The organism is bacterium (genome assembly GCA_026416715.1).
In the GTDB taxonomy this organism is placed as follows: Bacteria; UBP4; UBA4092; order JAOAEQ01; family JAOAEQ01; genus JAOAEQ01.
The window spans coordinates 118,857-138,991 of record JAOAEQ010000001.1; the positions used below are offsets into that span (position 1 = coordinate 118,857).

The 20,135-nt window shown below is 41.6% G+C and carries 15 protein-coding genes and 1 tRNA gene; 12 read left to right on the plus strand and 4 right to left on the minus strand.

Translation table 11 applies throughout. The annotated features are described in order from the left end of the window. Positions 1 to 4: 4 nt before the first annotated feature. The 3 genes from N3A72_00475 to N3A72_00485 all read left to right on the plus strand — a co-directional run bounded on the left by N3A72_00475 (position 5) and on the right by N3A72_00485 (position 3,474). A complete protein-coding gene (locus N3A72_00475) occupies positions 5 to 1,267 on the plus strand; it encodes an OFA family MFS transporter (protein MCX7918086.1) in 1,263 nt (420 codons plus the stop codon). Positions 1,268 to 1,341: 74 nt separating this feature from the next. Further along, the gene (gene purH / locus N3A72_00480; GenBank protein MCX7918087.1) at positions 1,342 to 2,910 is read left to right on the plus strand and encodes a bifunctional phosphoribosylaminoimidazolecarboxamide formyltransferase/IMP cyclohydrolase; all 1,569 of its coding nucleotides are present in this window, start codon (positions 1,342 to 1,344) and stop codon (positions 2,908 to 2,910) included. Positions 2,911 to 3,399: 489 nt separating this feature from the next. Beyond that, a tRNA-Gln gene (locus tag N3A72_00485) sits at positions 3,400 to 3,474 on the plus strand. Positions 3,475 to 3,617: 143 nt separating this feature from the next. Here N3A72_00485 and N3A72_00490 read toward each other — a convergent pair. Then, positions 3,618 to 4,091, minus strand: coding sequence for a DUF2721 domain-containing protein (locus N3A72_00490; GenBank protein MCX7918088.1), 474 nt, complete (start codon positions 4,089 to 4,091; stop codon positions 3,618 to 3,620). A 154-nt stretch (positions 4,092 to 4,245) separates the two neighbouring features. On the opposite strand from N3A72_00490, the gene lpxK reads away from it, so the two are divergent. From lpxK to N3A72_00530, 8 genes are all read left to right on the plus strand, one after another. After that, positions 4,246 to 5,358: a tetraacyldisaccharide 4'-kinase gene (gene lpxK / locus N3A72_00495; GenBank protein ID MCX7918089.1), complete on the plus strand. Its 1,113-nt coding sequence runs from the start codon at positions 4,246 to 4,248 to the stop codon at positions 5,356 to 5,358. 44 nt (positions 5,359 to 5,402) lie between these two features. Next, positions 5,403 to 5,954 (plus strand): chromate transporter, encoded by a 552-nt coding sequence (locus tag N3A72_00500; protein MCX7918090.1) that lies wholly within the window; start codon positions 5,403 to 5,405, stop codon positions 5,952 to 5,954. 4 nt (positions 5,955 to 5,958) lie between these two features. After that, positions 5,959 to 6,492, plus strand: a complete 534-nt coding sequence (locus N3A72_00505; protein MCX7918091.1) for a chromate transporter — start codon at positions 5,959 to 5,961, stop codon at positions 6,490 to 6,492. A gap of 309 nt (positions 6,493 to 6,801) precedes the next feature. Continuing rightward, positions 6,802 to 8,007: a YgeY family selenium metabolism-linked hydrolase gene (locus N3A72_00510; protein MCX7918092.1), complete on the plus strand. Its 1,206-nt coding sequence runs from the start codon at positions 6,802 to 6,804 to the stop codon at positions 8,005 to 8,007. Positions 8,008 to 8,139: 132 nt separating this feature from the next. Continuing rightward, on the plus strand, positions 8,140 to 8,688 hold the full coding sequence (locus N3A72_00515) for an arginine decarboxylase, pyruvoyl-dependent (GenBank protein MCX7918093.1): 549 nt from the start codon (positions 8,140 to 8,142) through the stop codon (positions 8,686 to 8,688). A gap of 105 nt (positions 8,689 to 8,793) precedes the next feature. Continuing rightward, positions 8,794 to 9,213 (plus strand): peptide chain release factor-like protein, encoded by a 420-nt coding sequence (locus N3A72_00520; GenBank protein MCX7918094.1) that lies wholly within the window; start codon positions 8,794 to 8,796, stop codon positions 9,211 to 9,213. 162 nt (positions 9,214 to 9,375) lie between these two features. Continuing rightward, entirely contained in the window at positions 9,376 to 10,083 is a 708-nt protein-coding gene (locus N3A72_00525) for a GDSL-type esterase/lipase family protein (GenBank protein MCX7918095.1), read from the plus strand. 314 nt (positions 10,084 to 10,397) lie between these two features. Next, positions 10,398 to 12,668, plus strand: coding sequence for a YfhO family protein (locus N3A72_00530; protein ID MCX7918096.1), 2,271 nt, complete (start codon positions 10,398 to 10,400; stop codon positions 12,666 to 12,668). Positions 12,669 to 12,826: 158 nt separating this feature from the next. Here the strand turns inward: N3A72_00530 and N3A72_00535 are convergent, their stop codons facing one another. The 3 genes from N3A72_00535 to N3A72_00545 all read right to left on the minus strand — a co-directional run bounded on the left by N3A72_00535 (position 12,827) and on the right by N3A72_00545 (position 18,769). Further along, positions 12,827 to 13,591 (minus strand): nucleotidyltransferase family protein, encoded by a 765-nt coding sequence (locus tag N3A72_00535; GenBank protein ID MCX7918097.1) that lies wholly within the window; start codon positions 13,589 to 13,591, stop codon positions 12,827 to 12,829. Between the two features lie 86 nt (positions 13,592 to 13,677). Continuing rightward, the gene (locus N3A72_00540) at positions 13,678 to 17,934 is read right to left on the minus strand and encodes an acyl-CoA dehydratase activase (protein ID MCX7918098.1); all 4,257 of its coding nucleotides are present in this window, start codon (positions 17,932 to 17,934) and stop codon (positions 13,678 to 13,680) included. A 67-nt stretch (positions 17,935 to 18,001) separates the two neighbouring features. Continuing rightward, a complete protein-coding gene (locus N3A72_00545; GenBank protein ID MCX7918099.1) occupies positions 18,002 to 18,769 on the minus strand; it encodes a flavodoxin family protein in 768 nt (255 codons plus the stop codon). Positions 18,770 to 19,102: 333 nt separating this feature from the next. Between N3A72_00545 and N3A72_00550 the strand changes: the two genes are divergently transcribed. Further along, entirely contained in the window at positions 19,103 to 20,101 is a 999-nt protein-coding gene (locus N3A72_00550; GenBank protein MCX7918100.1) for a hypothetical protein, read from the plus strand. Positions 20,102 to 20,135 lie beyond the last annotated feature (34 nt).

The window sequence follows — 20,135 nt, forward strand, 5'->3', positions numbered from 1 at the left end:
ACCTATGCCCCAGTATAATCAACCATTAGAATTATCAACCCGACAAACCCGGTGGATTTTCGTTGGTCTCGGGCTAGTGTTCAACCTTTGTTTAGGCAGTATTTATTCCTGGAGTGTTTTCCGTATCCCGTTAGAAAAATTATTTCAAATCGGCGCAACCCAAACTGGTATCCCATTCACTGTTGTTCTGGTATTTTTCGCTGGATTAATGCCGATTGCGGGTGGTCTGATTGAAAAATACGGACCGCGGAATCTAGCGATTATCGGTGGAACCCTTGTAGGATTAGGTTGGTTTCTCGCTGGATTCGCTAACAATATTTTATTGGTAAGCATCTGTTTTGGAATTATCGCTGGCTCTGGAGTAGGCATTGCGTATGGGGTTCCGATATCCGTGGTTACCAAATGGTTTCCGGATAAAAAAGGGCTGGCGGTTGGTATAACCCTAATCGGGTTTGGGCTATCCCCCCTATTCACCGCACCAATTGCACGGTGGTTAATTCATCAGTATGGTCCGCTGCAAACATTCAGTATTCTCGGTATCACTTTTTTTATTATTTTAATTTTGTTATCACTTGCGTTTCGGTTTCCGCCAGCACAATGGCAACAGCAGAGTAAGCTGGTAAACCAATCCCGGCTCGTAAATACTCAAGCAGATATTTCGGTTGCGAACATGGTAACTTCGTCGCGCTTTTATGGATTATGGTTCTGTTATATTATCGGCACATTTAGCGGCTTGATGGCAATCGGGATTTCTAGTCCGGTCGGACAAGAGATTATTCAATTATCCCCGGATACCGCTGCGTTTTTCATTTCAATCTTTGCAATTTTTAATGGTATCGGGCGCCCGTTATTCGGCTGGTTGACTGATAAAATTACCCCGAGACTAACTGCAATCATTTCTTTCATAATCATCTTATGTTCCTCGTTAGGTATGCTAATAACCGCTACTGCACCGAGTGCAATAGTATATCTTTTTTGTTTTAGCGGATTCTGGTTAACCCTTGGCGGATGGCTCGCTACTGCACCAGCCGCAACCGCTATATTTTTCGGTACTTTCGACTATGCAAAAAAATATGGAATTGTATATACCGCATACGGTATCGGAGCGATTTTCGGCAATCTTTTATCCGGCAGATTACGCGATATTTTCGGCAGTTATCTCTACGTTTTTTATCCGACGGCATTTCTCGCTATAATAGGAATATTCATCGCTTATTGTTTACTTAAACCACCGAAATATTTACCGGTAAAAGATACAAACGGTTGATTTCGAGTTCAACGAGTTTTGCAGTGTCTGAGTTTGAATCCGGAATAATCCGTTTGAATTATTATTGAAAATATATGGAACGAAAAATAGAACGTGCGATAGTTAGTGTTTCAGATAAAACTGGTTTAATTCCGTTTATTACGGAATTAACCAAATTAGGAGTAGAAATTATTTCGACTGGAGGAACGGCAAAAGAACTGATGAACGCAGGGATTCCGGTTAAACAGATTAGCGAATTTACCGGGTTCCCAGAAATGTTGGATGGCCGAGTTAAAACGTTACATCCGAAAGTTCATGGCGGGATTCTAGCGTTGCGGGATAATCCGGAACATCAGAAACAGGTTGCTCAACAGAACATCCAATATATCGATATGGTTGTCGTGAATTTATATCCATTTGAAAAAACCATTGTAAATCCGGCGGTTACTCTCGAACAGGCGATAGAACAGATTGATATCGGCGGACCGGCAATGTTACGCAGTGCCGCTAAGAATTTCCGGAATGTAGCAGCGCTATGCAATCCCGCTCGATATCAAGAAATCCTTGCAGAACTCCATACTCGTCAGGGTACCTTATCTATAGAAACGAAATTAGCATTGGCGAAAGAAGTGTTTGCGCATACCAGCAGATACGATGCGGTTATTGCAGAGTATTTATCCAGACATACGCTAGTATCAGAATCTGATTTTCCGGAATTACTCGAATTAACATTTACGAAAAAACAATCGCTCCGTTACGGCGAAAACCCGCATCAATCCGCGGCGTTCTACCAATCCTTAACCCCAATTTCGCCAAGTTTAGCTACCGCAACCCAACTTCAGGGGAAAGAATTATCGTTCAATAACATTTCCGATTTAGATGCGGCGTTACAATGCGTGCTCGAATTTGATACTCCAGCGTGTGTAATTGTCAAACATGCCAATCCTTGCGGTGTAGCGCTTGGGAACGATGCGGCTGAAGCTTATCAGCGAGCTGAATCCGCTGATCCGGTTTCTGCGTTCGGTGGTGTCGTTGCATTCAACTGTGCTATTAACGAAACCTGCGCACAGAAAATGCATAAAAAATTTTTAGAAGCAATTATTGCTCCTGAACTTACACCCGCCGCAAAACACATTTTATCTACGAAACCCGATGTACGGATTTTAACCACGGATTTCACAGGTTCCAATAGTAACGTTCACCATACGAATCTGGTTTTTCGTCACGTCCGTGGTGGAATATTAGTTCAAACAGCAGATGAGTTACTGCTTGATGAACGGAAACTAACGGTGGTAACTAAAACGCAACCGACTTCGGAAATGTTCAATGACATGAAGTTCGCTTGGAAAGTGGTTAAACATCTCAAATCGAATGCGATTGCGATTGCGAAAGATAATGTTACGCTCGGACTCGGTATGGGACAAACTAACCGAGTTGATGCGGTTCGGCATGCAATCGCGCGTGCTGGTGATAAAGTTAAAGGAGCGGTTCTCGCGAGTGATGCATTTTTCCCGTTTAATGATAGCGTTCTAGAAGCGGCAAAAGCAGGCATTGTCGCAATCATTCAGCCTGGCGGTTCAAAACGCGACCAGGATTCGATTGATGCTTGTAACGAAGCAGGGATCGCGATGGTTTTCACCGGGATTCGCCATTTTCGGCATTAGTCGTTAACCTAAACTTTATAATGGGAGAGACTCGTTTCTTATATCAAGTCTTGCGGAATTAGGAAATTTGGGATTAAAACCATAGGATGGTATATCCACCATTGTCTTCACCATCGGCTAGAATTTCAATAAGAATAAACTGGGGAATCTGTTTGATTGAGATTGGTACATTTATTTGAAATCTTCGGCTCAGTTTTAACCGAGAGTTGTTTTAAGGTCTAACCTGAAAACCGCATCGTAACAATAATACTCGCTTGCGCAAGTTTATTTAAACATGGTAAAATTTATTTATTCTAGGCTAAGTTCGGCGTTTAGCTATTGAGAAAAGTAAGTCCTGAAAGGAATGTAATAGTTCAGGCGGAATGAGACTCCGTAATCCCTAGAGAATACCTGCCCGGTTAGGAACCATTCCGAGTTTATGCGCTTAATTTTTTTAATAACAGCGTCGGAAATAGCAAAGCAAAATGTAATCGTGGATAGCATTAGGATTGCCCCGTAGTGTAACTGGTAGCACAGCAGCCTTTGGAGCTGCGCGACTAGGTTCGAATCCTAGCGGGGCAGCCAGTTTGAACATCTTGCGATTTTTTGACTAAAATCATCTACTTCCGTAGAACTACTTAATCTCGAATTCTCTCATTAAACTGTAATATAGGTTACCGGTTCAGTCCAAGCTCAGACCGTATTTTTTGCCCCTTTTTGACAAAAGATTAATTCTCTTTTGGAATATTTAATTCCGAAACTTCGATAAGAATAATATCATACGCCTGTCGGATTTCAAGGTACGCATTGACCACCGCAACGAAAACAAACCCGAGTCCAATCATAAATAGACCGGAAGTTAATAATTCTAAATTGATGAACTCGCTAAACAGAATATCAATTCCGATAAATACCGAAGTTAATACGAAGAATAATACTCCGATATACATAAACAGAATCGAGTTACGACCCAATCGTGCCCGATTGAGCAATCGTGGGATTTGCAGTTCGATATTTGCCATCCGTTTCTCTTTAGTTTCATCTAATTGCTGACCGCGAAGTTTCCGCCGTTCTTCGTTTAACGAGCGAATCCGGTCGATAATATTTGAATATTTATTTTGTAGGCCTAACAGTAACAATCCACATGCGGATATCATTATTGTTGGCGCTAACACTTGCCCGATTATCTGGGATACTTCCATATTCTTTCATCTCCTTCTTCTCAATCGTTATCGTGGTGTTTACCGATTTCTGTGGTTCTGTTCTTTCCTTCTAGAGCCGTTTTTATTATTTTTATTTTGTCATTTTGATTTATCTTATTGTATCCTATATTGCTAATTTGATAAAGAGTTATCTATGCAATCAATCAACTGGTATCTCAATCTCATTCATAACGAACGACCGACCTTCATACAACGAATACTCCGTCTGGTACTCTATTTCTTATCGCTCGGGTATACAGCGGTGATAACCCTTCGAGTTTGGTTGTATCGCAAGAATATTCTGAAAAGAAAACAATTCCCGATTCCAGTTATCTCGGTAGGGAATATCACTGTTGGCGGAACCGGGAAAACGCCGGTGGTTCGAATGTTAGCGGAATATTTCAACCAGCGGGATATAAAAGTCGCTATATTAAGTCGTGGGTATAAAAAACAAAACCTCGCTAAAGTAACGGTTGTTTCCGATTATACGCAACTACGCTGTGATTGGAAAACCGCAGGTGATGAACCGTATCTATTAGCAAAATCGTTACCGGGCGTTCCTATCATCGTCGGGAGAAAAAGAAAGCTGACTGGCGAATTTGCACTTAAAACGCTACAACCTCAACTGTTTATTCTCGACGATGGATTTAGTCATTTATCGGTTCACCGAACACTAGATATTGTTCTAATAGACGCTACGAATCCATTCGATAATAGCTATTGTCTGCCCCGTGGGTTATTAAGAGAATCAATCACGCAGTTATCGCGTGCGGATGCGATTATCGTAACGAAAACGAACCTGCATAAAGAATATACGTCTTTGCTTAATCAGCTCCATACGGTTGCACCGGATGTTCCGATTTTTCTAGCAAAAACGGTTCCGGTATATCTGAGTAATCTTCGCACGCAAGAACAAATCAATATCTCGCAATGTGCTGGACAACCGGTTATCGCATTTGCTGGGATCGCTCAGCCGCAATCGTTTTTAGCAACAGTACGAGAATGTAACCTGGAAGTTAAACGGTATATTCCTTATCCAGACCATTATGTTTATCGCGAACGTGATATCGCAACCCTAATTGATTTAGCGAAACAACAGCAATGCACTATGCTGATTACCACGCTGAAAGATGCGGTTAAACTCTGTCAATTACTCACAAAATCAGATAACGATGCTGCGATTTTTTTCGCTTTAGAAATCAGAATCGCTATTCAGAACGAATCAGCTTTCTATTCATTTATTACTGAGAAAATTGCGTTGGAGTAAAAAAGCAGGAATACCGGTTTTCATTCTATATTTTAACTATAATAATGAATTCGAAAATTCCAACGTTACGTCAATTATTTATCGTCTTCCTGAAAATCGGGATTCTTTCTGTTGGTGGTGGATATGCGATGCTTGCGGTTATGGAACGCGAATTGGTTACCCGCAAACAATGGATTACCCACGACGAATTCCTTGACGCCTGCACGGTCGGACAAAGTTCACCCGGAGTAATGATAACTAATATCGGTGCATTTATTGCATATCGTTTGCATGGAATCCCAGGGTTATTGACAGCAATCGCCGGACTAGTCACCCCAGCGTTTCTCATCGTTTTGCTGTTAGCTTCAGTGTATTATCATACTGCAAATCTCGAGAATATTCGCGCAATGTTAACCGGGGTCGCTCCAGCTGTAGTTGGAATGTTTTTAGGGATGACCTTCCGACTAGCGAGAACCTGTATTAAAAAAATAGAACAGGGTATAATCTGCGGAATAGTGTTTATTGCGGTAGCGGTTTTTCATCTACATCCTATTTTAGTTCTTATCGTTGTCGGAGTATATGCCTTATTCCGAACGTATGCGGTAAGAAGCAAGTAAATTTATGAATACTGATTTCGGAATGCTATTATATATTTGTTTTCAGTTTATGAAAATTGGGTTGTTTACCTTCGGCGGTGGGTATGGTATGATACCGATAATGCATCATGAGTTTGTTACCAAGTTAAAATGGTTAACCCCATCTCAGTTTCTTGACGCTGCTGCTATTGGACAAGTCACCCCGGGGCCGGTAGCAATCATGGCGACTTTTATCGGATTTAAATTTGCTGGAGTCCCTGGAGCGGTTTCGGCAACCATCGGGATTTTTCTCCCATCAGTAGTAGTAGTTTATCTTGCCGGTAGGTTCTATGCACGGTATCGCAGGTCGCATCTTATGGAACATATTCTACCGACGATAAATGCTGCTGTAGTCGGACTACTTGCAGCCGCTGCGGTTATGTTATCAAAACCAGCAATAATAAATATTGCTACCGTTGGAATCGGTTTGCTAACATTTCTCGTTGTGATTAGGACAAAAATATCGCCAACCTGGTTAATTCTTGGCAGTGGATTGATTGGCTGGATATTTTTCCGATAAAATCCTATAGAGAACATATCACTCTTCTCCGCCGCACATTACACTGACCGCTCCTGCAACCGAACGATAGCGCTCGGGGCTATCAGTATCCGGCAGACCACTACTATTGCGTGAATATCCCTGATAAATTGGGATATACCCTCAACTAAAACCGAGTAGAAAAATTGAGGAGGTAGCGCGAAAAGTGTACCCCTTATTTTATCAGTTTTTTACCATCATATTTTTAATTGGACGAGAGTAATATAGGATATAATAATTTAAGAATAATTTTGGTTACTATAATATGATGAGGAAAGGAACATTGATACCATGCAAGCATTAGTGAAAAAACTATCGGAACAGGCAGAACATGAAAAACCACGATTGGTTCGTTTCCTGCGCGAATTAATTGCTATACCGAGTTTAAGTGGAAATGAGAAAAAGGTGGTAGATCGAATTAAAAAAGAAATGAACCACGTCGGATTTGATACCGTATGGTCAGATAAATTCGGGAATATCATCGGTCAGATTGGTATCGGAAAAACAAAGATTCTCTACGATGCGCATATTGATACTGTCGGGATCGGCAACCGAGCCGCATGGCAGTTCGACCCATTTAAAGGGAAAGTTGAAGATGGGAATGTTTACGGACTCGGTGCTTCAGATAATAAAGGGGCGATTGCTAGCATGGTATATGCTGGGAAATTGATTAAACAATTCGGGTTAGACCAGAAGTTTACCCTTTATGTAGTTGGGAGCGTTCAGGAAGAAGATTGTGATGGGTTATGCTATCAATACATTTTCGGGCAATCGGGATTGAAACCAGATTACGTTGTTCTCGGTGAAGCGACGAATCTGGATATCTATCGCGGGCACCGTGGCCGGATGGAAATTCAGGTTACGACTTCCGGTGTTTCCTGTCATGCGAGTGCGCCGGAACGTGGCGTAAACGCTATCTATCAAATGACCCCGATTATTCAAGGAATAGAGAAACTGAATCGACGATTGAAATCCGATAAATTTTTAGGTAAAGGGACGGTGGTCGTAACCAAAATTGAATGTCAGACTGCATCAATCAATGCGGTACCTAACCAGTGCACGATATATCTCGACCGCCGCTTGACGATTGGAGAAACTAAACAAAGCGCAGTCGCTGAAATTAAATCATTATTGAAAAATACCGAGGCTAAAGTAAGTGTTCTCCAATATCTAAAGCCCAGTTATACCGGCTATTTATTGCCGACAGAAAAATATTTTCCAACTTGGGTGCTGGAAGAAAATCATCCGCTGGTACAAATCGGAGTTGAAACCGCTACGCTAATCCGCAGGACACGCCCGAAACTTAGCAAATGGATTTTTAGTACTAACGGTGTTACCACCATGGGCAGGTTTAAAATTCCGACGATCGGCTTTGGTCCAGGAAATGAAATTCATGCGCATACGTCGAATGACCATATTCCTATCGACCATCTGGTTAAAGCTGTACAATTCTATGCGTTATTCCCAACAATGGTAACCACGAAATTACTGAAATAAATAAATTTAAAAATTTTACTTTACATCCATAGAAATTTTGTGTATAGTGTATTTACCGATACACAATAATCGTTGCATTTGGTGGAATAAATCACCGTAATCTTTTTATAGAAAGGAGAATAATACCCTAGAATGGATGTTGTACCTACTCGAGTTTTTCTGACTAAAGGAGTTGGGATACATCGTGAGAAACTGCAGTCGTTCGAGTTAGCGTTACGGGATGCGAAAATTGAGAAATGCAATCTCGTTCGGGTGTCGAGTATTTTTCCGCCGGGATGTAAAATCATCTCACGGAACCAGGGGATAAAATTATTACAACCAGGACAGATAACCTTCTGTGTATTAAGCGAGAATGCGACGAATGAACCGAATCGGTTAATTGCTGCCTCGGTTGGATTAGCGATACCAGCGGATGTGACTCAGCATGGATATTTGAGTGAACATCATGCATTCGGGCAGACAGGTGAAGATGCTGGGGATTATGCGGAAGACCTTGCCGCCTGTATGTTAGCGACGACGTTAGGAATTGAATACGATACGGAAGTACATTGGGATGCACGGAAAGAAGTCTGGAAAATGAGTCGGAAAATTGTTCGCACAACCAATGTTACCCAATCCGCTGAAGGGCATAAAGATGGACTCTGGACAACCGTAGTTGCTGCAGCGATATTCTTATTCTAACCAAAAGCGATTCGAGCCAATTCATACGGATGCAAACCGTTACCCTAGGTATCTGTTTGTATCCGTTATCAATGGTTTGCATTGTCTTTTTTTTTGTTTTTGTTTATGGGACGCTTTCCGGTTTCTCCAGCGAAAGAAAAAGAATTATATGACCGGATGAATCAACTGGGAGTTAAAGAAGAGGAACTGACTGAAACTTTCGTTCGCTCTTCCGGAAAAGGTGGTCAGCGTCTAAACAAAGCGTCAACTTGCGTTATTCTAGTTCATCAGCCGAGCGGGTTATCGGTTAGGTGTCAACAGGAACGCTCGCAAGCGTTGAATCGCTATCTTGCACGGAGAATTTTATTAGATAAAATTGAAGCGCGACAGTTAGGTGAACAAAGCGCTCGGGAACGGGAACGGGAACGAATCCGGCGGCAGAAACGGAAACGGTCGAAACGCGCTAAAGAAAAAATCCTCGCGAATAAACGGCATCAAGCGGAAAAGAAATTGTTACGTGCTCCAGTAAGAATCATAGATGAATAGTCCCGAGGTTTAACTCGAGTCAAAATAGTGAGAAGTCTAACGGGATTTAACCTGAATATTTCATTGAGTTAGTTTCAGGATTAAATCTGCTATGTTGAATTTACTATGTCCATAACGCAAAGGAAGATAATTTCTCTCCATATAATATTTTGTATAATTCTTATGTCATGTTCAACGATGAATGCAACGAAACGAGGAGCTATTCCCTCGCCGCCAGCCGGGTTTACTCCGATGGAAACAAATGCTCCAGGAAAAGAGAAAATCTCTGATTTCGCCAAACAGCGAATACTAGAGTTTGCTCACGAAGATATGAGCAAGCTACAAGGCGGAATCGTTTTTGTTGGAGATTCACTAACCCACCGATTTCCAGTAGAACAATATTTCCCGAATCTTAAAGTTATCAATCGCGGTATCGGCGGAGATACCATGGGATGTATTCGGCATTATGGAGTCTATAACCGTTTGGAATCGACGATATATAACCTGCATCCGAAAATGATTATTATGATGATTGGCATCAACGACTTGCTGTTTAGTGCAGGAACGCCGTTCGAGGTTAAACTGCAACAGTATGAATATCTGGTTTGGAAAATCCGAAAAGATTTACCGGAAACCGAACTCTGGTGTATTTCAGTTCTCCCAGTGCGATTAAAATTTGCACCGAAAAATCCGGATATAATCAAATTCAATATCCATGGGAAAAAGGTAGCGAAACGATACGGCGCGAAGTGGCTGGATGTATATTCGAAATTCTTAGATGAAAAAGGGGAACTAAAAGAAGAACTCGCTATTGATAGCGTTCATCTTAGCCCTGCTGGATACGAGTTACTTGCTTCGCTTTATAAAAAAACCATCTTCGCAAAAAAATAGGTTCGACCCTAATAATAGATCGTTCTCCATAAAATTTATAGCACGTTCTTTTAGACGGATTCTTATATAAGATTAACATTAACCATCAAACTCCAGCGTCTGGAGTTTGGTTTCATAAAGATTTTATTGAAGTCTAGCATCCTGCCATTACGGTAGTTGCTTATCGGCTATCCCCCTTTCTATAGCAACTAAAGAAAGCTGTACCTTCGAAGCAAGGATGAACGAGCTCGAGCTCGTTCATCCTTGCTCGAGATAAAATCGGATTAAATCATCTAGACAAAACATCGCCTGATACCGTATGCTTTTATAAGCATATGAACAAAGGTCTATATCCGGTATTGGTATTTTTATTCCTACCGTTGCTTTTTTTCGGCTACCCGCTGATTACTGGTAAAATCTATTTCGGAGAAGATTATCTCTGGCAATTCTTACCGTTCCACCAGCTTGGTGTCGAACTGATTACATCCGGTCAACTGCCGTTATGGAATTCGTATATCTATTCGGGGATGCCGCTGTTTGCCAACGGTTCATTTGCCTGGTTTTATCCGACTATACTATTTCTTATCTTCTGCTCGCAGGAACTTGCAATTAATCTGATTTATTATCTCCATATTTTTATCGCAGGATATTTCACCTACCGAGTCTGCCGAACGTTGCGATTATCCCGACCTGCAGGAGTCATCGCCGGTATAACGTTTATGTTTTCCGGTAACTTGATTACGTTAATCTATCCCGGACATACCATGAAACTGGTTGCCGCATCGCTGATTCCGGTTATTTTCTATTTTTTCGCTGAAGCATTACATCGGAAGAAACTAGCTTGGTTCATCTATACAGCGATAGCGGTCAGTATCCAAATTTTTTCTACCCATTGGCAGGTCTGCTATTATACCTGGATAGGCATCTTTTTCTATCTCATATTCTACTTCATTCGATTCAAAATCCTGTATGCTCCGGTTCGAAACCAGGTATTCCAATATCTAATGATCCTGGCATTATTAGCTATCGGATTAACTGCGGTTCAATGGCTACCATTTGCCGAATATTCCCAATGGTCAACCCGAGCGAAAGGTTTATCTTATCAGGAAGCGACGGAAGCATCGTTCCCACCGGAAGAATGGTTAAGTATGATTCTGGTCAGTCCGTTTGGTGACCAAGTCCGACTCGGTTCCGGAAGTTCTTATCTCAATCTCGGACGGTTCTTTTCACCAGCAGGGGTGATACCGTATATCGGTCGGTTCAATGCGCCGAGAACGTTAAGTGAATATCTCGGGGTTCTACCGTTTTTATTAGCGGGTATCGGATTGATTTATTCGCGTAGAAAATATGTTTGGTTTTTTCTCGGGCTGATGCTTTTTTCTCTCTTCTTATCGTTAGGCAAATTTAATCCGGTTTATCCGCTGGTATATCAATTCATTCCCGGATTGAAATGGCTACGGGTACCTGCAGAGATTTTATTGCTCTTTTCATTTTCGTTAGCTATACTCGCCGGAACGGGCGTGGAATATATTATGTACCAAGTTTACTCCGAAAGTTCAATGGGGGAACCAAGGATAAAGGACAAAAAAAAGAAGATTTGCTTTATTCTATTGACCGGATTAAGTTTGATTTTGTTTCTTATCTTTGTGTTTCTCGTATTACCAAATTCAAAACCGCACTTTAATCATTTCAAACTGGTTATCACCCGGTTTCTGTTTTTTACCACAATCATTGGTCTGCAGTTTAATCTAATGTTATTCTACTTGGTTCCAGACGAGGGGAACAGAAATTCAAATCTTACGGATAATAGCCAGCAACCAAAATTGGGTCGAAAATATCGATTGTTAACCGCAGCCTATCTTTCCCTTATCCTAATCTTTCTTTTCGATGTAGGAACTGCACATGCACCCTATCTGCAGACAATGCGACTTGCGGATTTCAAACGGTTCGTTTATAACGACCCGATTGTAGAAAAATTGAAAGAAGATAAAACCCCATATCGGATTCTACCGTTAGGGAACGAAATGATTAGCAATAAATGGATTCTGCCGCATATCCAAAGCGTTTATGGATATCAATCGTTCCCGTTGAATCATTATGAACAGTTCTGGAAAGCATCCGGATTCGATAACGAAACCTTATGGCAACTGCTGAATGTGAAATATATCATTTCACCGTTCCCGATTGACAATGAACGTTTATCATTGGTCTATGATGCAGGTTATAAAGTACTATATCAGTTCAATCGAGCATATCCCCGTGCGTGGGTTGTATCCGGACAAACCGATGCGCGGGATTCAACTGCAACCGTTAAGGTGGTTCACCATAGCGCAAATCGTATCATTCTGCAGGTGATTTCATCAGCTCCGGGTTCGGTAATTCTTAGTGAAATATACTATCCCGGTTGGAAAGCGAAATTAGATGGACAACCGGTGCAAATCGGCGTGTATAAATCCTTGCTTCGTTCACTGCCGATTCCTGAAGGTGAACATCAAATCGAGTTTGTTTTTTCACCGTTTACTTTCTGGTTAGGAGCGATTGTCTCTGGGATAAGTATATTTGGATTGGGATTGCTGCTCGGATATGCAAGAAAGAAAAAGATATAATACATTATGTTGTTCGACCCGAATTCAGTCGAAAGTCTGACTTCGCTGAAGCTTCGTCAGATAAATTATCCCTAATTTATCAGGAATTATTGCAGGGAGATAGTGATGCGATCAATAGCAAAAACCCTAAGCTGAAACTTGGTAGAAATTTTTCTCATTTATCTTTTCTGTTCGCTTATTTCTCGGGCGGTATAATATTCATGCAGTAAATCTATATCCATACCCAGATTCGGTGAAGCGTTTAGGATTGCTTTCACTCTCCCGCCAAGAATATCGCTAACCTTATTCTCAATATCCGTAACCGTTAATTGCCGAAAGAGAAACCGAACTATAAACGTAATACCGAGTAGTCGGCACATTCGGAACTGGCTTTTTCGCGCCCGGAATACTGCCGTGATAAGTTCTTGATACTGCGTGAACAAATCCGTATGTACCAGAAACAAATTCCCACCGGTATATGCACCATCTTTCAAATACACATATTCCCGTCTAACATCAGGATACGTTCGTTCTATCATTTCTTTAAGAAAAATCGGATAATTGGCGATAGTATCTTCTGGGCAGAGCTCGATAAATTCATCTACATCTCGGCTCTGAATAAACGGCATATCCGAACAGCAGATGATAAACCTGCCGGAATAAGAGATTGCTGACGCACCACGAAAAATATTCTCTTCGCCAGATTCCCCTTCAGGAATAAACTGGTAGGAACGACCAACAGATTCCTCAAATTTAATTTCAGGCGGGCCGACAACATAAATTTGATTAATATATTTACTACCCAGCAATGCGTTCAATGCTATAGATAAACAGGTCTTACCATTGAACGGAATCAATGCTTTAATCGTCTGTCCGGTAACCCGTGCGTATTCGCCGGTGATTCGGCCTCCAGCAAGAACAACCGCCGCATAGCATTTGTTCATAAATTCAAAATCCAACACCAAAAACCTAAATTAAATATAATTATAATGGTAAATGATTAAATGATGTATTTGAAATTGGGTTTTTGTTATTTGGATTTAGCGATGTTCGCTTTCGCTTGGAACATAAATGCTTCTATTTGGGTCTGGACTGCGGCAATTTCGGTACCGTCATACGCAATGGTAAGTAGCGGGATTTCTGGGTATTTCTGTTTCAATCGTTTCTGGATAGCTTGTACTATCGTTCCTGGCATGCAGGTGAACGGAATGGTATTAACGATTCCCGCTATTCCGGATTGCATATAATCTAGCGATTTCCCAATACTTAGAATCGCTTCCCCTTCAAAATCCGGAACTAGATATGACGAAGCGTAATCGATAATCGTCTCTGTATCCGGTTCGATAGCATTTGCTAAATCTACCGCCAGAATATTGGCTATCCGATGTTCATCTTTTTTCTGTACCCAATCTTGAAGTAGCGCAGTAATATACTTCCCGTATCGTTTTTCAATCCACTGGTTCCTTTTATGGATGAAATTAGTATAGAATATCCATTCTACCATTGGGGCAATGGTAACTTCTGCGCCGAGCGATTCGAGTTTACGGACTAAATCCTGATTGCTATACCGATTCCATCGGATAAAAATTTCGCCTATAACCCCAATCAATGGTTTCTTGATATCACGATTGACTGGTATCTGGCGGAACGCATCACGAGCAGCGATTAATACTGGTTCTAGTGGTTGTTTCGACTCGATTGCTTGACTAATTTGCGTTAAGTAATAGCGATATACCCGCTCCGTTTCGCCAGGATTTTTCTCATATGGGCGAGTATGCAAGCACAGTTTAATCAAGAGATCTATAGCAACCATTCCTTGCCAGGCGCGACGCCGAAACGTTTGACTAAGTCCATTATATGAATTTCGGCTAGTAGGCGTAATAAACGGGATATCTGCTAGTTCTAATTCCGCTAATATTTTTTTCTGGAGGACATAATATTGTCCGAACCGACAGGGACCTTCAGCGGTTGGCATAAAAATAGCTGATTTCTCCGGATTGAATCCAGGTGTTTTTACCAGCTTGACGATATCTCCCGTTGTTACGATACAGGGGAAACATTCGCGCCCGCTGGTATATTTTCGGCCATACTCCAGCGTTGTATCATCCGATTCTGGCATAACTTCTGCCGGAATCCCTTCTGCGCGAAACGCTCCACACACCGCAAATGCATGGTCGCACATATACGGCAGATAAATTGTTCGCCCACCGTTTACTTGTACGTTTACTTGTAAAATAGTCACACCTCTATCTCCGATTGCGGAACGCGATTGATTTTGACCACTAACTTCTAGCCGATCCATTCTAGCTTCATAATTCCGTAAGCTGTCCAAAAACGCTTCACAGCGGGTGATAATTCCAGCGTCAGCGCTATGTTCATCAACTTCAATTTGCAGATATGGTTTTCCGCACATTTTCTGTTTGAAGAAATGGGTAATAAACGAATCCGGACCACAGGAAAAATTGGTTAAATACAGCGCATAGAGATTCGGGTGATTCCGGATATATTCCGCTGCGGCAAGAATCCGTTGTCCCGACCGCCAATACATTTCCGGATATTCCGTAGATATATCCGTTTGCTCAAGCGGTAAATAATCAATCGGGATAGACTTCACACCAAGTTGTGCGAGTTTCCGTGGTATATCGAGGTTTAATCCCGGATCACAGCCGTTATACGGCCGACTAACCAGAACAAGCATTTTTTCGGATGGTGTAAGTGATTGCAGTGCACGCGTTCCTGCAGCACGAATTGATTGGTAGAACTTTTGTTGCGCAGCAATCGCTGCTGATAGAGCTTCATCAACCTCGGTTATGCTTTTACCGAGCGCTTTCCCGACCCCTGCCAATGCTTTCAGGAGTTGTTTTTTATCCCGTTGAAAATGAACTACCGGCTGCAATACTTTCACCGGATACTTTTCCAAATCTATGCCGGAATATACCAGATGCGGAAATGATTGGACATACGGACAGTAATGGTTCAGTTCAAATTTTTGGTCTGGTTCTCGCCAAAGATTGATTATGTTCGGTAAAAATAGGTAAGCAACTTGTTTCTCTAATAGATTTAAAATATGCCCATGCGCAAGTTTTACTGGAAAACAGGTTTCTGCGGGTACCGTTTCAATTCCTTCATGAATAATCTGCGTATTACTTTTATCTGATACCACCACGTCGCACCCAAGCTGCGTAAAGAATTCTCGCCAGAACGGGAAGTATTCATAAAAATGAAGCACACGAGGTATACCGACAGTTAAATCTTTTCTACCTGCTGACTTCGACGTTTTAACCTCAGATTTCTGCCCGTTACCTCCTAGTAAGATTTTATCACGTTCTGCAAAATAGTCCGGCAGTTTAACAACCGCTTTTTTTCGGCCAACCTCATATTTTTCGCACCGTGAACCATAGAATAACGGCGGTTCTCCTTCAATACTCACCTTATTTATTTCGCAAAGGTTTGCACAACCGTTGCAGGTAAATGATGAAAGTTCATACTTCCGTTTCGCTAAATCGAACCCTTTAAAATTGCTTTTTTCCAATTGTAATTCCATCGCTAATATAGCGACGCCAATTGCTCCGGTTACATCATGGTGTGGTGGAACAGTTATCTTTTTGCCGGTAACCTGTTCAAATGCGGCAACCACGCCTTGATTCGCTGCGACACCACCTTGGAAAAAAATATTATTTCCGACCCGTTTATCGCCGACAACTTTATTCAAATAGTTATATACAATCGCATAACTTAACCCGGCAACTAAGTCCGGTTTACTTGCACCTTCCTGCTGATGGTAAATCAAATCGGATTCGATAAACACGGTACATCGTTCACCTAACTTCGCTGGTTGTTCTGCAGATAACGCTAATTTCCCGAATTCGTTCTCGATTTTAATCCCTAATTTTTCCGCCTGTTCTTCTAGAAACGAACCGGTGCCTGCAGCGCAAACTTTATTCATCTCGAAATCTACTACGACACCATCATCTAGACTAATATATTTCGAATCCTGCCCACCGATTTCGAAAATGGTATCTACTGTTCGGTCAAAATGAATTGCCGCCGTCGCTTGAGCAGTAATTTCGTTCCGAACAATATCCGCTCCGATAAAATCCGCGATGAGATACCGACCAGAACCGGTCGTCCCTGCACCGCAAACCCGAACTCGACTACCAACTTCTTCTCCAATTTCTTCGAGACCGCGACGGACGGCATCTATCGGTCGTCCAGCAGTCATTAGATATCGGCGGGCAACGACATTTTTATCTCTATCAATTAAAACAACATTCGTGCTGATTGAACCGACATCAACGCCGAGAAATACATCTATAATCGGGTCGACCGCTGCACTCAGATGTAATCTTGCTAGTTCATCTTTTTCTGCTTTCGTCCTGTCATCCTTTAGTTGGTGCAGTTTATTCCAACTAGTTCTCGGTCGTTTCGGCTGCGCGAGATATTTTTCAAGAGTATTGAGTATCGTTCCTACATCATGTGATGGTGCTTGGTATTTGCTACATGTCACCTGGGTAACCGCAGCGCCAATTGCTCCCATATTTGCATGATATTCTGGGATAAACAATTCTCCGGGGTTCAGCTCGAGAACTGATTCGAATGCTCTAACCATTCCAACGTTCGCCGCAACTCCACCATAAAATGCTATCGGTTTTTGAAACGATTTTCCGCGACCGATGATACTTTTAAAACTCCGCGCAACCGCATAACAAAGTCCGGCAACAATATCATAGTCCGGAGTTCCGATTTGCTGCAGATGGATCATATCAGTTTTTGCAAAGACACTACAACGTCCAGCAATTCGCGGTGGATTTTTTGATTTCAATGCGAGTTCTCCGAACTCTTTTTCTATGGAAATCCCAAGGCGATGCGCTTGTTGGTCGAGAAACGATCCGGTTCCCGCAGCACAAATGGTATTCGTTGCGAAATCAACCAACCGGACTTTTTCATCATTATTTTCCGGTTCAAGTAAGATTAATTTAGAATCTTCTCCGCCGAGTTCGATAATTGTTCGCAGATGTGGATAGAGTAAGCCTGTTGCTTTAGTTACTGCAATAATTTCGTTCAGATACAAGCATCCGAGAATTTCAGCAAGTAATTTTCCGCCTGACCCAGTGCACGCTAGAAAAAGTTTAGAGTTCGGAATCGGAAGATGGGAAAGACCCTGGATGACCGTTGGAATCGGTTGTCCGTGATGCCGAGTATATGAATGGAAGATAATCTGTTGCGCTGAATCGAGCGCTACCACCTTGACACTAACCGACCCAATATCAATACCTAAATAGACCATATATCCTTTTGAACTTAAAATCTCAACTGATACTTTATAGTTTACTTTATTTTTGTAGAATGCAAAATTATCGTTGGGTACGACTATCTTTCTCACGAACCGCTTGGAGAGATTTTACCATCGTTTTGATGCTACCTTTTAATCCGCCTTTAAACGCAGCGTTCGCTATATCCCGATATACCTGTCGGTCGATAATTTCAGACGCGATGTTATCCATTGTCTCCTGCGTAACCTTACCGAATTCAACCAGCTCTTTTCCGGCTTGCCGAATCAGCCTATATTTCTCGTCAAAGAAATGGGGAATATTCGCTGCACCAGAACCGGAAATCAAAATCATCCCAGCATCTTCTCCCCAATGGTTAACCACTGCTAAATAATGCTGCTTCAAAACCTCAAAATTCTCGATTTCAGGGAATCCGCAAGATGAAATGAGCACCATTTTCTGGGATTTCTGCAAACGTCGTTTATGGTAAGAGAATCCCTTTTCATTGGTAGTGATATAGCATTCAACACTTGGTATTAACCGGTCAAGTACCGTTTTCATCTGGGCAGTGAATCCGAATACATAGAGCGGACTTGCGAGAATAATTACATCTGCCGTGTTGAACCATTTCATAATTTCTGTCATATCATCCTGCTGGACACAAACGCCAGGGGTTTTCAGCCAGCAAGTGAAACAGCCGGTGCACGGATTAATTTTCATCCGATGCGGATAGAATTTATGGAGTTCAATATCTTCCCCCATCCCTTCCAGAAACAGCGAGAGTATTTTATCGGTAAACGATTTTGCTCTTGGTGACGCTGATACTGCTAAAACCGTTCGTTTCATAGCCATAATCCTATTAGACCCAAATTGTGTATGAGCCCCAATTCGTGAATAGTCTTGCGTTCAGCTCGGAGAGCCGGTACATACAAAATCCTGATGGGGTTAACCCTGCATCTCCTAATTTCGTGCAAAGCCGAACATAAAAACCGAAGAATCTGATAGTAGATTTTGATTGAATTATCCCAAAATGTTATATTGTATGGTAGTTTACTATAAAAATATGAATATTGTCTATCTATCTTCGATTTTTTATAATCTCTTATTGTTGTTGAAATAGAGAAAATAATGTTACAATCCTCGTTGGAATAATCAGTTAAAATTTAAAGAAAGAGGCGAGATTTTATGAGGGTATCCGTTATAGTAACAAGTATCATCTGGACGGTAGTTTTTTTGGTTGGAGCATATGCGCAGGAAAAAGCTGTGGTTTTAGAATATAACTATCAGGTAGGTGAAGTAATGAAATATCAGATGACCGGAAAAGGCAACGGAACCATGAACATAAGCGGGTTAGAGAACCAGCGTTTCGGAATGTTCACCGCCAGTTCTATGCCGATAACGCTCAATTTGCAAGGGTATATTATTATGAGCACGAAAAATGTTGATACTTCCGGCACTGCGGAATTAGAAATGATGTTTGATAAATTAATTGAGAATATGGAGTTTATGGGTCAGCGAATCGTAATAACAATCAACTCGGGAGAATTCGAGATGAGTGTAAACAATCAGCTGATGTTCTCCTCGAAATCCGCAACGAAACCGTTCCCATTTTTGGGGCAACCGATTTCGATGAAAGTTACTAAAACCGGACAAATGCTCGAATTCAGCGGGATGGAGCAGTTAAAAGAATTGATGCCGGGTCTAAGTCGTGGATTCGACTTCAATGATATGACCAAAAATATGCCGCCGGTTCTGCCTGAGCATCCGGTTAACGTTGGTGAAGTCTGGTCATCAACCACCCAGATTAAACTACCGTTTATGCAAGAAAAATCAGCGCAGGTGATGAAAGAATCAACGTTATTAAGTATCGAAACTGTTTCCGGAAAACGCTATGCAGTTATTACTTTGTTTGAGAAAATGCTCGTTAAAGATTGGAAGTTAGATAGGGTTAATTCAGAAAATAGTTACGACACAATGCCGGAAATGAAGTTTAACCGGATGGAGCAGATGGTTTTAGGAAAGGTCAAACATTCACTTGATGCCGGGCGGATGATCAAATCTGAATATACGCAGAATATGTTTATGGAAATGAATATGAACATGGCAATACCAACCCAAGTGAAACCAATGGATATGACCATGAAAATGAATATAGCGATGGATATGGTTATAGAATTGAAATAAAACAAGGTGGCATAGGTTATAAGCTTCCGTTTAG

Excerpts from the sequence above, each read along its gene's own strand:
- N3A72_00475 (MCX7918086.1), top strand. The coding sequence starts at position 5 with ATGCCCCAGTATAATCAACCATTAGAATTATCAACCCGACAAACCCGG.
- purH (MCX7918087.1), top strand. The coding sequence starts at position 1,342 with ATGGAACGAAAAATAGAACGTGCGATAGTTAGTGTTTCAGATAAAACT.
- N3A72_00490 (MCX7918088.1), bottom strand. The coding sequence starts at position 4,091 with ATGGAAGTATCCCAGATAATCGGGCAAGTGTTAGCGCCAACAATAATG.
- lpxK (MCX7918089.1), top strand. The coding sequence starts at position 4,246 with ATGCAATCAATCAACTGGTATCTCAATCTCATTCATAACGAACGACCG.
- N3A72_00500 (MCX7918090.1), top strand. The coding sequence starts at position 5,403 with ATGAATTCGAAAATTCCAACGTTACGTCAATTATTTATCGTCTTCCTG.
- N3A72_00505 (MCX7918091.1), top strand. The coding sequence starts at position 5,959 with ATGAATACTGATTTCGGAATGCTATTATATATTTGTTTTCAGTTTATG.
- N3A72_00510 (MCX7918092.1), top strand. The coding sequence starts at position 6,802 with ATGCAAGCATTAGTGAAAAAACTATCGGAACAGGCAGAACATGAAAAA.
- N3A72_00515 (MCX7918093.1), top strand. The coding sequence starts at position 8,140 with ATGGATGTTGTACCTACTCGAGTTTTTCTGACTAAAGGAGTTGGGATA.
- N3A72_00520 (MCX7918094.1), top strand. The coding sequence starts at position 8,794 with ATGGGACGCTTTCCGGTTTCTCCAGCGAAAGAAAAAGAATTATATGAC.
- N3A72_00525 (MCX7918095.1), top strand. The coding sequence starts at position 9,376 with ATGTCATGTTCAACGATGAATGCAACGAAACGAGGAGCTATTCCCTCG.
- N3A72_00530 (MCX7918096.1), top strand. The coding sequence starts at position 10,398 with ATGAACAAAGGTCTATATCCGGTATTGGTATTTTTATTCCTACCGTTG.
- N3A72_00535 (MCX7918097.1), bottom strand. The coding sequence starts at position 13,591 with ATGAACAAATGCTATGCGGCGGTTGTTCTTGCTGGAGGCCGAATCACC.
- N3A72_00540 (MCX7918098.1), bottom strand. The coding sequence starts at position 17,934 with ATGGTCTATTTAGGTATTGATATTGGGTCGGTTAGTGTCAAGGTGGTA.
- N3A72_00545 (MCX7918099.1), bottom strand. The coding sequence starts at position 18,769 with ATGGCTATGAAACGAACGGTTTTAGCAGTATCAGCGTCACCAAGAGCA.
- N3A72_00550 (MCX7918100.1), top strand. The coding sequence starts at position 19,103 with ATGAGGGTATCCGTTATAGTAACAAGTATCATCTGGACGGTAGTTTTT.